This is a genomic window from Haemophilus sp. THUN1690, from assembly GCF_059704375.1.
On sequence record NZ_AP046582.1, the window covers coordinates 1,177,869 to 1,192,641 of the forward strand.

At 37.8% G+C, this 14,773-nt stretch carries 13 protein-coding genes; 9 read left to right on the forward strand and 4 right to left on the reverse strand.

Translation table 11 applies throughout. From position 1 onward, the window contains the following. Positions 1–27: 27 nt before the first annotated feature. The 4 genes from AC6H22_RS05525 to galT form a co-directional block, all read right to left on the reverse strand. Entirely contained in the window at positions 28–2,262 is a 2,235-nt protein-coding gene (locus AC6H22_RS05525) for a TonB-dependent receptor domain-containing protein (RefSeq protein WP_118817117.1), read from the reverse strand. 119 nt (positions 2,263–2,381) lie between these two features. Continuing rightward, positions 2,382–3,416, reverse strand: coding sequence for a galactose-1-epimerase (galM, locus tag AC6H22_RS05530; RefSeq protein WP_118776904.1), 1,035 nt, complete (start codon positions 3,414–3,416; stop codon positions 2,382–2,384). A 9-nt stretch (positions 3,417–3,425) separates the two neighbouring features. Next, positions 3,426–4,580: a galactokinase gene (gene galK / locus AC6H22_RS05535; RefSeq protein WP_497515472.1), complete on the reverse strand. Its 1,155-nt coding sequence runs from the start codon at positions 4,578–4,580 to the stop codon at positions 3,426–3,428. Between the two features lie 69 nt (positions 4,581–4,649). Beyond that, a complete protein-coding gene (gene galT / locus AC6H22_RS05540; RefSeq protein ID WP_497515473.1) occupies positions 4,650–5,693 on the reverse strand; it encodes a galactose-1-phosphate uridylyltransferase in 1,044 nt (347 codons plus the stop codon). A gap of 209 nt (positions 5,694–5,902) precedes the next feature. Here galT and AC6H22_RS05545 point away from each other — a divergent pair, with 209 nt between their 5' ends. From AC6H22_RS05545 to AC6H22_RS05585, 9 genes are all read left to right on the forward strand, one after another. Then, complete coding sequence (locus AC6H22_RS05545) at positions 5,903–6,901, forward strand: substrate-binding domain-containing protein (protein ID WP_497515474.1); 999 nt, start codon at positions 5,903–5,905, stop codon at positions 6,899–6,901. A gap of 187 nt (positions 6,902–7,088) precedes the next feature. Continuing rightward, positions 7,089–8,084, forward strand: coding sequence for a galactose/glucose ABC transporter substrate-binding protein MglB (mglB, locus tag AC6H22_RS05550; RefSeq protein WP_005628316.1), 996 nt, complete (start codon positions 7,089–7,091; stop codon positions 8,082–8,084). A gap of 65 nt (positions 8,085–8,149) precedes the next feature. Then, positions 8,150–9,670, forward strand: a complete 1,521-nt coding sequence (mglA, locus tag AC6H22_RS05555) for a galactose/methyl galactoside ABC transporter ATP-binding protein MglA (protein ID WP_497515475.1) — start codon at positions 8,150–8,152, stop codon at positions 9,668–9,670. An 18-nt stretch (positions 9,671–9,688) separates the two neighbouring features. After that, a complete protein-coding gene (gene mglC, locus AC6H22_RS05560) occupies positions 9,689–10,699 on the forward strand; it encodes a galactose/methyl galactoside ABC transporter permease MglC (protein ID WP_005645969.1) in 1,011 nt (336 codons plus the stop codon). Between the two features lie 159 nt (positions 10,700–10,858). Beyond that, a complete protein-coding gene (locus AC6H22_RS05565; RefSeq protein WP_497515476.1) occupies positions 10,859–11,593 on the forward strand; it encodes a hypothetical protein in 735 nt (244 codons plus the stop codon). Positions 11,594–11,598: 5 nt separating this feature from the next. Continuing rightward, positions 11,599–12,156, forward strand: coding sequence for a septation protein A (locus AC6H22_RS05570; RefSeq protein WP_223893630.1), 558 nt, complete (start codon positions 11,599–11,601; stop codon positions 12,154–12,156). Then, complete coding sequence (gene yciA / locus AC6H22_RS05575) at positions 12,156–12,635, forward strand: acyl-CoA thioester hydrolase YciA (protein ID WP_497515478.1); 480 nt, start codon at positions 12,156–12,158, stop codon at positions 12,633–12,635. Before AC6H22_RS05570 ends, yciA begins: the two co-directional genes overlap by 1 nt. Positions 12,636–12,650: 15 nt before the next feature. Next, entirely contained in the window at positions 12,651–12,947 is a 297-nt protein-coding gene (locus tag AC6H22_RS05580; protein ID WP_005633433.1) for a YciI family protein, read from the forward strand. 25 nt (positions 12,948–12,972) lie between these two features. After that, positions 12,973–14,754 carry a transglycosylase SLT domain-containing protein gene (locus AC6H22_RS05585; protein WP_497515480.1) on the forward strand — a complete coding sequence of 594 codons (1,782 nt, stop codon included), beginning with the start codon at positions 12,973–12,975 and terminating at the stop codon, positions 14,752–14,754. Positions 14,755–14,773 lie beyond the last annotated feature (19 nt).

The window sequence follows — 14,773 nt, forward strand, 5'->3', positions numbered from 1 at the left end:
GTGCGGTTAATTTCATCAAGATTTTAGTTAGAACTCATAACGTACGCCAATATTGAAATTACGTCCTGGCGCGCTATAACGATCCGCATTGGCTGATGTAATAGCCATTGGAATAGTTGATGAAGGTCTTCCTTGATCTTGCGTTGCTTTACTTAACAGGGCAAGATAAGAAATATCATTCCAATTCCAATATTTTTTATCAAACAGATTATTCACATTAGCTGTAAACATTAAGTTTTTGGTTGGTTTCCAATAAGCACCTAAATCAAATAAAGAATATCCACCTGTTGGGTTGTATAGATAAGCAGATGATTGTTCAATATCTTTGTCTGATTTACCTCGACTGTATGTCCATTGGATAGTAGCCCCAAAAGATTCTCCTTCATAACCAAAACCTAATTTTGTTTTCATTGGCTGAATACTATTTATTGGTGTTTTTATACCATTATTTTCAGCTTTACCACGTGAATATGAAAGACCTGTAATAGTGTAAAAATCATCATAAAAATTCCATTTCATATCGGCTGTGACACCGTATACCTTAGCTTTATCAAGATTATCATATTGAATAAAGCTGGTGTAACCATTCGTTGGTTTGGCAACCCAATCAATAAAATTATGATAGCGGTTGTAATAACCAGTCACTAAATAATTAATCTCTGATGTTTTACCTTTTACGCCAACCTCAAAATTATCTGCCGTTTCTGATTTCAAATTAGGATTACCTACTACTGCGACATTTACCGTTTGTGTACCACGCCCTGGAATAGGATAGATAACACTTTCAAAGAAATACGAGCTTAGCTGCTGTGTTGATGGCGTTCTAACACCGCGGGAATATTGTGAATAAGGAATGAAATTATCGGACAAGCGATATTCCAAGCTAATTTTTGGCGTAAATTGGGTCTCGGATTGCTTACGAGCGTGCAATTCAGCAACTCGATCATTATTAGATATTGGTTTTACTCGATAATGTACAAACCCCAATTGTGGTGTAATGGCAAAATTACCAAACGCCATTTCATCTTCTAAATAACCAGTAAACTTATCCTGTTGCATCTCTGCCATTGGATACATATTTGTAATTTGACGATAAGCTGGTCTGATAAGATGAATATCATCACTCGCTTTATTATGCACATAAGATAAACCATAGCGTAACACTTGAGGAATAGTGCCATCAATTACTGAAATTAAATTACTTATAAGGCCATAGCTTTTATCACTAAATTTAGTATTTTCTTGACGATAGCTTCGCGTACCTAAACGATAACGATAGTTTTCAGTTTTGGCGTCTTGATAAAAAACTTGTGTTTTTGCATATTGCAACCAGCCTTTTTCACTATTGTATTCGTGACTTAACGAAAAACGATCTCTAGTTACTTTATCCTGCGTATAGCCCGTGATCTGCGTTCCTGTACGCATATCAATGTTAGAATTATTGAAAGAAAGTAAATCTTTATTAATATTCTTATGTTGATGTTCAAAAATAAAACCTAACTTATTCTTATCGTCTAGTTGATAATAGTGCTTAGTTAGTAGATAAGTATTTTTAGTATCCGTTGGATTTGGTGCTGTGCGTGTTTCCCCTACACTATTATTTTTACCTTGGTTTTTAGTTTCATTCCCTTTTCGTTGAGTTAGCATTACCATGCCTTCATAATCTGCAGCTTTGACTGCGCCTCCAGCACTACCATAAACTGAATGATCAACACTGTTATAACCAGTTCCTACAACGCCACCAAAATGACGACCTTTTAATAAATCTGAAGGTTCTATCGTTGTAAAATTAACACTACCAGAAAGGCTATTAGCTGAACCAGCATAACGAACATCCGCACTATGTAAAGCACTTACATCAATGTAATCAGTACGACCAAATTCTGAACCATAAGAAATAAAATGTTTCGCTTCTTGCGCTTCTGGTAAAGGAATATCATCTATTGTTGTAGTGACTCGGTTAGCTTGTAAACCTCGAATGTTTACACCTTCTCCGCCGGAGCGTGCACCTTGCAATTGGCTGACATTAACATCCATTTTTCCTGCAAAAACATCTTTTACATCACGTGACTGTTTTAAGAAAATTTGTTGATGGCTTACCGATGTATTCACCAATGCATCGCTAATATTTGAATCACTCACAACAATTTCATTCAACTTTTCTTGCGGTGAGTTATGAGAAAGTGCAGCCTGTTCTTGAGCAAACACTATCGGAGATGTGCAAAAAAACGCTACTAATGTAGCAAGCTTTGTTTTTTTCATAAATAAACCTCAGATATAATTGATAAACATTATCAATTATATCTGAGTGTATTATTTTTTCAAAATTTCTTCATGCTTAAGTGATTGACATAACCTTATCGCTAACAAACCGAACACAGTTAACCAGAGATCAATAAGAACTTAAACTCCGTCCATTGATAATATCGCTCGCCTGCTTTTTGAATCCCGCCGTAATTTTGCCATTCAGGATGATTAGGAGTGTCGGGTAAACATTGAGTTTCTAGTGCTACGCCAGAAAAATCGGCATATAATTCGCCATTTCTCGTTGGTGTGCCAGCAAGATAATTACCCGTATAAACCTGCAATGCGGCTTGCGAGGTTCTTACTTCCAAACTTAAATCACCAGTTGGAGAAGTCAGTAACACGCAAGGCTTTTGCCAAGCTTTATTGACAATAAAGGAATGATCGTAACCTTTTGTTGCTTGCTGATCCCCTTGTAAAAAATCTTGCTTGATGGGTTTAGCAATACGGAAGTCAAAACTCGTATTCACTACGTGCTTTAATGGAGAATTAGGAATCCCCTCATTATCTACAGGCAGATAAAAATCAGCATTTAAACGTAATGTATGTTCACGCACGTCACTGCCTTGCTCTGCATTTTCTAAATTAAAATAGGCATGATTCGTTAGGTTCAATGCGGTATCCTTATCACTCATCCCTGCATATTCAATTTTTACGCTATTATCATCTGTTAGCGTATAGGTTACAGACACATCCACATTACCAGGAAAACCTTGATCACCATGCTCTGAATGTAATGAAAAACACACAAAATTCTCACCGCACTCTTGAATTTTCCAACGGCGTTTATCAAAGCCCTCTCCACCATGAAGCTGATGTTTACCTTGATTACTTTTCAACTGAATGAGTTCACCATTCAATTCAAATTGTGCGTTTGCGATACGATTTGCATAACGCCCTACGCTTGCGCCTAAATAGCTTTGATGAGTGGGATAATCCTCTACCTTACAACCCAATAAAACCTCGCGTAAGGTGCCACTTACTGGCACTTTACAGGAAAGCCACGTTGCGCCCCAATCCATAAATTGAACGCGCATCCCATTTTCATTTTGCAGGGTTACAAGCTGATAAGGTGCACCATCAGGCGCATTAAAAGTGGTTTGTTCTAACATCATTTTCTCTTAAATCACTCTAACACCTTGTGATGCAGTGCACACATAAAAAGTTTCTTTTAAACCAGTCGTTTTCTCGTAATTATCAGCAATAATTTTACGAACCGCATCGACTTTATCATGCGGCGCAAGTGCAACAATACAGCCACCAAAACCGCCGCCCGTCATACGCGCACCGCCACTTTTGCCAATAACAAGTTGAGCCAATTCAACTAAATAATCAATTTGTGGCACGGTGATTTCAAAATCATCACGCATTGAATCATGAGATTCCCCCATTAACTCACCTAAACGAGTCAAATCATTTTTCTTCAAGGCTTCCACTGCATCGAGTACTCGTTGATTTTCTGTTACGACATGACGAGCACGTTTTGCTGCTAACGGAGAAAGTGCGGTCAATTCTGCTTCTCTTTTTCGGAATTGTTCAACTGAAACATCACGCAACGCTTTTACTCCAAAAAATTTTGCTGCCTCTTCACATTGCTGACGGCGAGTATTGTATTCCCCCGTTACCAAATCGTGCGGTACGTTTGAATTCACAATAATAACGGCAACATCTTGTGGCACAGGTGTTGGAGTGGTTTCAAGACTACGACAATCGATCATCAGTAAGTGATTTTCCTGCCCAAGTGCCGAAATTAACTGATCCATATTGCCACAATTTGCTCCAACAAATTGGTTTTCCGCTTTTTGTCCATTCAATGCAATATCTGTGTGAGAAAGCGGTAAATTGCCAAGTTGTTGGCAGAATTTACCCACCGCAACTTCTAACGCTGCAGATGAACTTAATCCAGAAGAAAGCGGCACATTTCCAGAAATCACTAAATTTGCACCTTGTTGAAAGTACGGGTAACGTTCTTGGATAAATTTTACAACCCCACGCACGTAATTAGCCCATTTGTGTTCACTCTTAGGAATTTCAACATTGAGAGAAAATTCATCAATTTCATCAAGATCCGCCGCATAAACATTCCAAATATGATCATCTCGTTTTGTACCAGAAACAGCCGTACCAAAATTAATCGCACAAGGCATAACAAAGCCGTCGTTGTAGTCGGTATGTTCGCCGATGATATTGACTCGACCAGGCGCATAGACGGTCAATTCAGGTTGTTTGTTGTATTTTTGGGTGAAAATGTGTTGGGATTTTTGGATTGGGGTCATGTTTGTGTCCTTTATCTTCAAGTATCGCTCAATCAGCTCCCCTCTTTTGTAAGAGGGGAATTGGGCGCATTATTTAAGTTTATAGTGAATTTCACTCAACGCGCGCAGTCTTTCTGCTGCCTGTTCCGCCGTTAAATCACGTTGGCTTTCGCCTAACATTTCATATCCCACCATAAATTTACGCACGGTTGCTGAGCGTAAAAGAGGAGGGTAAAAATGAGCATGTAGCTGCCAATGTTCGTTATCTTCGCCATTAAACGGTGCGGCATGGAATCCCATTGAATATGGGAAAGAGGTCTCAAATAGATTGTCGTATTTGGTCGTCAATTTTTTCAAAATAACCGCAAGATCTTTTGATTGTTCGTCACTTAATTCAGTTAAACGTTTTACATGAGTTTTTGGTAAAAGCAATGTTTCAAATGGCCAAACAGCCCAATAAGGCACTAAAGCTACCCAATGCTCAGTTTCAACGACAATACGTTCCTTTAACTCCAATTCTCGTTTTACATAATCAACCAACATTACTGAGCCATGTTTTAGCAAATAATCACGTTGTGTACGATCTTCACGAGCGACTTCATTTGGCAAGAAACTATTCGCCCAGATTTGGCCATGTGGATGTGGGTTCGAACAGCCCATTGCCGCCCCTTTGTTTTCAAAAATTTGCACCCATTGGTATTTCGCACCAAGTTCCCGAAGTTGCGCTTGCCATACTTTAATCACATCTTCAATCTCAAGTGCGGTCAATAATGGCAATGTTTTACTATGATCTGGAGAGAAACAAATGACTCGACTTTCACCACGAGCTTGAGAACTTTGGAAAAGTGGATCGGAGGATTTTTCAGGGGCTGGCGTATCTTCTAAAAGCGCGGAAAAATCATTTTTAAACACATAAGGTTTACGATAATCTGGATTTAATTCACCTGTAATACGCTTATTACTCGGGCAAAGATAACAAGTTGGATCATAACTTGGTTTTTGTTCTTCATTCACTTTTTCTTGTTGCCCTTGCCATGGACGCTTAGCACGATGTGGTGATACCAAAACCCATTGATCAATTAACGGATTATAGCGACGATGTGGATGCTCGGTTGGCTCAAAAATATCACTCATAATTGCTCCCTCTCTAAATTGTAAACGGTTACATAAAAGACTACGCATAAGATAGCAAATTCACAAAAATAAACCGTGATCAGTATCACATAATGGGAAAATCTCTGAAAGTTTTTTGTGATCTCGGTTACAAATCAGAAAGTAACCGCTTTCAATTTTATCTAGAAAGAACATAATAAGAAACGTGATTCCATTATGGAGAGCATTCTATGAGCACCATTCATGATGTAGCCGAATTAGCCCATGTATCTATTGCTACGGTTTCTCGTGTTGTAAATCAACATCCCTCAGTCAGTGAAGATACCCGCCTTGCCGTAAAACAAGCAATTGAGCAACTTAATTATCAGCCCAATGCAAATGCTAAAGCCCTTGCAATACAAAACACCGATACTATTGGTGTGGTTGTCACCGATGTAACAGACTCGTTTTTTGCTATTTTAGTGAAAGCCGTAGATAAAGTTGCTGAAGCACACCGTAAAACAATCTTGATTGGCATTGGCTATCACCATGCAGAGAAGGAACGTGAAGCTATTGATACTTTACTTCGCAAGCGTTGTAGTTGTTTAGTAGTGCATTCTAAGGCTTTATCCGACGATGAACTTAGTCATTATTTGAAAACAGTACCAGGAATGGTGATTATCAACCGAGTCATTCAAGGCTATGAAAATCGTTGCGTAAGTTTAGATAATAAAAAGGGAACCTACTTAGCAACAGAAATGCTTATCCGATGCGGCCATAAACATATTGCATATATTGGATCTAACCATGCTATTTTCGATGAAATTGAGCGTCGAGATGGTTATCTTACTGCATTAAAAGATCACAATTATCCAATTATTGAACACGCCATAACGCACAATTCACCAGACTTCGAAGGTGGTGAAAAAGCAATGATTGATTTGCTTAGTTATAACAAAGATCTTACTGCTGTGGTTGCTTATAACGATTCAATGGCGGCGGGAGCCATTTCAGTTCTCAATGAAAACAATATTAGTGTACCAAGCCAATTTTCAATCATTGGTTTTGACGATATGCCAATTGCTCGTTATTTAATTCCTAAATTGACAACCATTCGCTATCCTATTGATTTAATGGCAACTTATGCTGCCAACCTTGCATTAAGCCTTGTTGATAATGGGGTGAGAACGCCATCAACAATTCAATTTAACCCAACATTAGTACGTCGTTTTTCTGTGGAATCTATCTAAATTTGAAAATAAACACACTCATAAAATGTGATGTCGATCACAAATCCGAACTTTTAATGTAATCGTTTTCATTTATGTGAGTTTGATCACAGATTCCAAGCAGATTATTCTGCTAATATGGCATCAATTGCAGAATGTAATGCAATATTTATCTCTAACATCAACATTCCAAAATAGGAGCGTTATTATGAAAAAAACAGCAGTATTAAGTGCAGTTGCTTTGGCTATCGGTTTAGGTGCAGCATCTTCTAGCTTCGCAGCAAGTAACAAAATTGGTGTAACCATTTACAAATACGATGACAACTTCATGTCTTTAATGCGTAAAGAAATCGACAAAGAAGCTAAAGCACTTGGTGGCATTAACTTATTAATGAATGACTCCCAAAATGCACAATCAATTCAAAATGACCAAGTTGATGTATTACTTTCCAAAGGTGTGAAAGCTCTTGCAATTAACTTAGTTGACCCTGCCGCTGCACCAACCATTATTAGCAAAGCAAAACCAGATAACATTCCTGTTGTATTCTTTAATAAAGACCCAGGTGCAAAAGCTATCGGTTCTTATGAACACGCTTACTATGTAGGTACTGATCCAAAAGAATCTGGCTTAATTCAAGGGGATTTAATTGCAAAACAATGGAAAGCAAATCCAGCTCTAGACTTAAATAAAGATGGCAAAATCCAATTCGTATTATTAAAAGGTGAACCAGGTCACCCAGATGCTGAAGCACGTACAAAATTCGTAGTTGAAGAACTTAATGCGAAAGGTATCCAAACTGAACAATTATTTATTGATACCGGTATGTGGGATGCTGCAATGGCGAAAGATAAAGTAGATGCGTGGTTATCTAGCTCTAAAGCTAACGACATTGAAGTAATTATTTCTAACAACGACGGTATGGCATTAGGCGCATTAGAAGCGACCAAAGCACATGGTAAAAAACTCCCTATCTTCGGTGTGGATGCATTACCAGAAGCATTGCAACTCATCAAAAAAGGTGAACTTGCAGGTACTGTGTTAAACGATGGTGTGAACCAAGGTAAAGCAGTTGTTCAATTATCTAACAACTTAGCACAAGGCAAAGCAGCGACTGAAGGCACAAAATGGGAATTAAAAGATCGTGTTGTACGTATCCCTTATGTTGGTGTAGATAAAGACAACTTAGGCGACTTCTTAAAATAATTTCTCATCAATTTTTGTTGTAATCCAAGGGGAAGTTACCCTTCCCCTTTTTAACGAGGTTGGATATGACATCTCAAACTCAAAGTCAAGACAGCCAAGTGCTGCTCACAATGACCAATGTCTGCAAGTCCTTTCCAGGCGTAAAAGCCTTAGATAACGCAAACTTAACGGTTCGTTCACATTCTGTTCATGCTTTAATGGGTGAGAACGGCGCGGGCAAATCTACATTACTAAAATGCTTATTCGGCATTTATGCCAAAGATGAAGGCGAAATCCTTTTCTTAGGCCAACCCGTCAATTTTAAAACATCTAAAGAAGCCCTTGAGAATGGTATTTCAATGGTGCACCAAGAACTCAATCTCGTGCGCCAAACTAGCGTAATGGATAACTTGTGGCTTGGACGCTATCCACTTAAAGGACCTTTTGTCGATCACGCAAAAATGTACCGTGATACTAAAGCGATTTTTGATGAATTGGATATTGATGTAGATCCTAAAGAAAAGGTCGCCAAACTTTCAGTTTCTCAAATGCAGATGATCGAAATTGCGAAGGCGTTTTCGTATAACGCTAAAATCGTAATCATGGATGAACCAACATCCTCGCTTTCTGAAAAAGAAGTTGAGCATCTGTTTAAAATTATCGACAAATTAAAACAACGCGGTTGCGGAATTATTTATATTTCTCACAAAATGGATGAAATCTTCAAAATCTGTGATGAAATTACTATTTTACGCGACGGTAAATGGATCAACACAGTAAACGTGAAAAAATCCAGCATGGAACAAATTGTCGGAATGATGGTAGGTCGTGAATTAACACAGCGTTTCCCTGAAAAAACAAACACGCCAAAAGAAGTAATTTTACAGGTGGAAAATCTTACCGCTAAAAATCAACCATCCATTCAAGACGTATCTTTTGAATTACGAAAAGGTGAAATTCTCGGTATTGCAGGTCTTGTGGGAGCTAAACGTACTGATATCGTTGAAGCTATTTTTGGTGTACGTGAATTAACCGAAGGAACTATCAAGTTACACGGAAAAACCGTGAAAAATCATACCGCACTTGAAGCGATTAATAATGGCTTTGCATTGGTAACTGAAGAGCGTCGTTCAACAGGTATTTACTCTAATTTAAGCATTGAATTTAACTCATTGATTTCAAATATGAAATCTTATCTCACACCATGGAAATTACTTAGCACGAAGAAAATGAAAAGTGATACCCAGTGGGTCATTGATTCAATGAATGTTAAAACGCCCTCACATAGAACAACAATAGGTTCTCTTTCTGGCGGTAACCAACAAAAGGTCATTATCGGTCGTTGGCTTTTAACTCAACCTGAAATTCTGATGCTTGATGAGCCGACTCGTGGTATCGACATCGGAGCAAAATTTGAAATTTATCAACTCATTCAAGAACTCGCTAAAAAAGATAAAGGCATTATTATGATTTCATCAGAAATGCCTGAATTACTAGGTGTAACTGACCGCATTTTAGTGATGAGTAACGGTAAATTGGCGGGTATTGTAGAAACTGCAAAAACTTCACAAGAAGAAATCTTGCAACTCGCTGCGAAATATTTATAAAGATAAAAGGAACAAATCATGAGTGCCTTACAAAAAAACAAATCCTTTGATTTATTAAAACAAAATGCGATTTATTTTGTCTTGCTGATTTTGCTCGGCATTATTATTGCGCAAGATCCAACCTTTTTAAATTTAATCAACTTCAGTAACATCTTAACCCAATCTTCTGTGCGCTTAATTATTGCTCTTGGGGTTGCTGGATTGTTGATTACACAAGGAACTGACTTATCTGCTGGTCGTCAAGTTGGTTTAGCAGCGGTTATCTCTGCAACCATGTTGCAATCAATGGAAAATATGAACCGCGTATTCCCTGAAATGGGTGAAATTCCAATTCCTGTGGTAATTCTTGCAGTTTGTGCTATCGGTGCAGTAATTGGTTTAGTGAATGGTTTAGTTATTGCTTACTTAAATGTAACGCCATTCATCGCAACCATGGGTACAATGATCATCGTATATGGTTTCAACTCACTATACTATGATGCTGTAGGTGGTTCTCCAATCGCAGGTTTTAGCGAAAACTTCTCAACATTCGCTCAGGGATTCTTCCGAGTTGGTAGTTTTAAACTCTCTTACATCACGATCTATGCAGCTATCGCAGCATTATTAGTATGGATTATGTGGAATAAAACTCGTTTCGGTAAAAACGTATTTGCTATCGGTGGTAACCCAGAAGCGGCGAAAGTATCAGGTGTAAACGTTGCGCGTAACTTAGTTGTCATCTACATGATTGCAGGTATGTTCTATGCATTCGGTGGTATGCTCGAAGCTGGTCGTATCGGTTCTGCAACTAACAACCTAGGTTTCATGTATGAATTAGATGCGATCGCCGCTTGCGTAGTGGGTGGCGTATCCTTCGCAGGTGGTGTAGGTACCGTAATTGGTGTAATCACAGGTGTTATCATCTTTACAGTTATCAACTACGGCTTAACTTATATCGGTGTAAACCCTTACTGGCAATACATCATTAAAGGTAGCATTATTATTCTAGCGGTAGCTATTGACTCATTAAAATACGCGAAGAAAAAATAATACGAATAATCTCTCTAAAGATAACAAAAAAGTGGGCATCCTTGCCCACTTTTGTTTTATATACTCAATTCAACGTGAATTCATACCTCACTAACGATATTTATGCAATAATCAGCAAACCCTGTATAATTGCGCCACCATTTTTATAGAGAGATAATCATGCAAATTAACTTTACACAAGTATTGCAAGACAGTTGGAACTTCTTCCGTAATCAACAAAAAATCATGCTGCAATTTGTCGCAATTTTATTTATTGTGCAAAGCCCAAGTGCACTTTTAAGTTTCCCAGTTAATGATGAAAATAAAAATGATGTATTAAATTTCGCCAATACAGATATCACGAGTTTTCTCTTTTCAGTTGTAATCACTCAAATTTTAACGAGCTTTATTGCAGCTTGGGGATTAACCTCAATCCATAAAATTAGCTTACAAAATTATCGCACTTTGGGTGAAACCTTCTCACTTACCTTGCGTCGTTTTGCAGGTGTAATTCTGTTAGATCTATTAATGGTTGCACCAATGTTACTTGGTCTTGGTGAAGCATTTGCTGCATTACTCACAAAAAAATCGCCCTCTATCATGTCAGTTATCGCGATGATTGTTGGCGTTTGGTTCTTCGTCCGTTTAAATTTGACGGCAGTACATTATCTTTCGACTCAAGATACACTTTCGCAAACTATCCGAAAAATTTGGATGCGAGGAAATACTCGAAAAGGCGTATTGTTTATTTACACTCTACTGGTTTATTTTCTCGTGCCAGTGCTTGTTTTCCAATTAAGCGCATTTTCCAATAATGCTGTATTTGATATGGTAATAGGCATTTTCACCGCATTACTTAATATTTTTATGCTAGTAGTGACTTATCGTTTCTACAGTTTATTTATGAAGGATTAATCAATATGAAACAACTCCTTGACTTTATCCCTTTAATTTTATTTTTTGTCACTTACAAACTCGGTGGTGTACGTGAAGCAGCCATCGTATTAGTAGTGGCAACAATTTTGCAGATCGTGATTTTAAAATGGAAATATGGAACCGTTGAAAAACAACAAAAAATCATGGCAAGTGCGGTCGTTTTTTTTGGACTTTTAACTGCTTACTTTAATGAAATCCGCTATTTGCAATGGAAAGTGACAATTATCAATGCCTTGTTTGCCATTGTTTTACTCGTCGCACAATTTCAATTTAAAACCCCATTAATCAAGAAATTACTTGGTAAAGAGCTACAACTGCCCGAAAAGGCTTGGAATACACTTAACCTTGGCTGGGCATTATTCTTTATTATTTGCATGTTGGTGAATATTTATATCAGCCATAATATGTCGGAAGAAGCTTGGGTTGATTTCAAATCTTTCGGAATTATTGGTATGACGGTGATTGCAACGATTATTTCAGGTGCTTATATCTATCGCTATTTACCTAAAGATGATTCAAATTCAAAAGATGGAGAAAAATAATGTCTTCCAATTTTACTGATAAAAATGGCCGCCATTCGAAAGGAATTCTATTACTACGAACCTTAGCAATGCCTTCTGATACCAATGCTAACGGAGATATTTTCGGTGGTTGGATCATGTCTCAAATGGATATGGGTGGGGCAATTTTAGCAAAAGAAATCGCACATGGGCGCGTCGTTACCGTTGCGGTTGAAAGCATGAATTTCATCAAACCAATCTCTGTGGGCGATGTGGTCTGTTGCTACGGCCAATGTCTAAAAGTAGGACGTTCTTCCATTAAAATTAAAGTGGAAGTATGGGTGAAAAAAGTGGCAAGTGAGCCAATTGGTGAACGTTATTGTGTGACTGATGCAGTATTTACCTTCGTTGCAGTAGATAATAATGGTCGCTCACGCACGATTCCTCGTGAAAATAACCACGAATTAGAAAAAACATTGGCCTCAATTGCAGAGTTAGAGGCTGAACAAAACGCTTGTTAATAGAAGGAAATAATAATGTTCTATGTGATTTTTGCTCAAGACATTCCAAATACATTAGAAAAACGTCTTGCCGTACGCGAGCAACACTTAGCTCGTTTAAAACAACTTCAAGCAGAAAACCGTTTACTTACGGCAGGCCCCAATCCAGCTATTGATGATGAAAATCCTGGAGAGGCAGGTTTTACTGGTTCAACCGTCATTGCACAATTCGCAAATTTACAAGCAGCAAAAGACTGGGCGGCACAAGATCCTTATGTTGAAGCTGGCGTATATGGTGATGTTATTGTAAAACCATTTAAAAAAGTATTTTAGCCCTCCTCAATTCTAATAAGCTAATATGAAAAAACTCGCTTTAATTTCTCTCTGCATTTTGACCGCACTTTCTGCCTTTGCCGATACACCTAACACGGCAACAGCATCCATCAATCTTGAGCAAGAAAAACAAAACTGGGCGTCAATACAGCATCAAGACTACTTAAAACGTTTAAAACAACGTGAAACCTTTTTACAGGTTGAAGGTTTGCTAAAAAGTGCGGTAAAAAACCAGCAATTTTCTGAAGCGACTCAAAATATCACAAAAACCTTAATAGACTCATTGCAAGACTACCCTTTGCAATACGATTTGCTAGCACGCTTTTGGGAAACCAAAATTGCCTTTTTAAAAAGTGATGACATTCAAGGCAAACAACAAGCAATAAATGAACTCAATGCATTAGTGCAACAAAATTACCCTTTTGTAACACCAGTATTTCAAACCTTATTACAAAAACTATCCACGTTAGAGGAACAACAAACATCAGCAACGTCGGATAATGCTAAAGAAAATAACACGAATCAAAAAGAACAAAATCAAGTAGAAAATCCTAAACAGCTTGCTGAGATTATAAAGAACAGTAATCCTAGCACTTTAGATAAAAGTGTATTAATCGATTCTTTTCCTCGTTATCTAAAAACACTATCGGAACAAATAGAGAATCCAAATTTTGAGCTCTATCAGCAATGGGGTGATACTTGGCAACTCTCAGAAGATGAAATCAAACAGTGGAAAATAGCCTTTTTAAATCGTTTTTTTGATAATGAAAACGCTGATTTTCAAAAATGGCGTGATGAACAAATCCGACAATTACAGACTGATAATCTAACCGAACGCCGTTTACGAATGGCAATTTGGCAGAAGACCGACCTTTCTCTGTGGCTTAATTCACTTACAACTGAAGGAAAAGCAAAACAAGAATGGCGTTATTGGGAAGCCAAACAAGATATATCAAAAAATATAGAAAAACTAACCGCACTTTCAAAAGAGCGGGGGTTCTATCCAATGTTAGCAGCTGCACAATTAAATCAAGCGTATAAAGTTGATTTTCCAGTAGCACCAAGTTTTACCGTGGCAGAACAACTTCCTTTCGAGCAAGTTTTAGCCATGATTCGAGAGCTGAGAGAACTTGGACGAAATGGTTTAGCAAAACAACGTTGGCGAATTTTACTTGATAATGCTGATTTCACGACTCAGCTAAAACTTGCAGAATATGCTGAAAACCAACAATGGTTTGAATTAGCTGTTGATGCTTCTATTGTTGCAAAAGCGTGGGATTACCTGACCCTTCGTCTGCCAAATGCTTATTCAGAATACTTCAATGCAGCATTACAGAATTTAAATATCAGCAAAACTTTTGCTATGGCAATCGCCCGTCAAGAAAGTGCTTGGAATCCAATGGCACAATCTTCTGCAAATGCGCGGGGCTTAATGCAACTTCTGCCAAGCACGGCAAAATTGACAGTAGAGAATAATCAACTACCTTATCAAGGCGAACAAGATTTATTCAAACCATTGAATAATATTTTACTAGGTACCGCACATCTTAATGAACTCAATGGAAAATATCCTAATAATCGAATATTGATTGCAGCCGCTTACAATGCAGGGGCAAATCGAGTAGAAAAATGGTTAAGCCGCGCGAATGGAAAATTAGCATTAGACGAATTTGTCGCATCTATTCCTTTTTACGAAACTCGTGGTTATGTGCAAAATGTAGTCACTTATGACTTTTACTATCAAATTTTACAAAATAAAGAAAACCCACAAATCTTTAGCCAAGAAGAATTGAATCGGCTATACTAATCGCACTAGTTTAATAGTG

Coding starts and splice junctions, on each gene's coding strand:
- AC6H22_RS05525 (WP_118817117.1), bottom strand. CDS start 2,262: ATGAAAAAAACAAAGCTTGCTACATTAGTAGCGTTTTTTTGCACATCT.
- galM (WP_118776904.1), bottom strand. CDS start 3,416: ATGTTAGAACAAACCACTTTTAATGCGCCTGATGGTGCACCTTATCAG.
- galK (WP_497515472.1), bottom strand. CDS start 4,580: ATGACCCCAATCCAAAAATCCCAACACATTTTCACCCAAAAATACAAC.
- galT (WP_497515473.1), bottom strand. CDS start 5,693: ATGAGTGATATTTTTGAGCCAACCGAGCATCCACATCGTCGCTATAAT.
- AC6H22_RS05545 (WP_497515474.1), top strand. CDS start 5,903: ATGAGCACCATTCATGATGTAGCCGAATTAGCCCATGTATCTATTGCT.
- mglB (WP_005628316.1), top strand. CDS start 7,089: ATGAAAAAAACAGCAGTATTAAGTGCAGTTGCTTTGGCTATCGGTTTA.
- mglA (WP_497515475.1), top strand. CDS start 8,150: ATGACATCTCAAACTCAAAGTCAAGACAGCCAAGTGCTGCTCACAATG.
- mglC (WP_005645969.1), top strand. CDS start 9,689: ATGAGTGCCTTACAAAAAAACAAATCCTTTGATTTATTAAAACAAAAT.
- AC6H22_RS05565 (WP_497515476.1), top strand. CDS start 10,859: ATGCAAATTAACTTTACACAAGTATTGCAAGACAGTTGGAACTTCTTC.
- AC6H22_RS05570 (WP_223893630.1), top strand. CDS start 11,599: ATGAAACAACTCCTTGACTTTATCCCTTTAATTTTATTTTTTGTCACT.
- yciA (WP_497515478.1), top strand. CDS start 12,156: ATGTCTTCCAATTTTACTGATAAAAATGGCCGCCATTCGAAAGGAATT.
- AC6H22_RS05580 (WP_005633433.1), top strand. CDS start 12,651: ATGTTCTATGTGATTTTTGCTCAAGACATTCCAAATACATTAGAAAAA.
- AC6H22_RS05585 (WP_497515480.1), top strand. CDS start 12,973: ATGAAAAAACTCGCTTTAATTTCTCTCTGCATTTTGACCGCACTTTCT.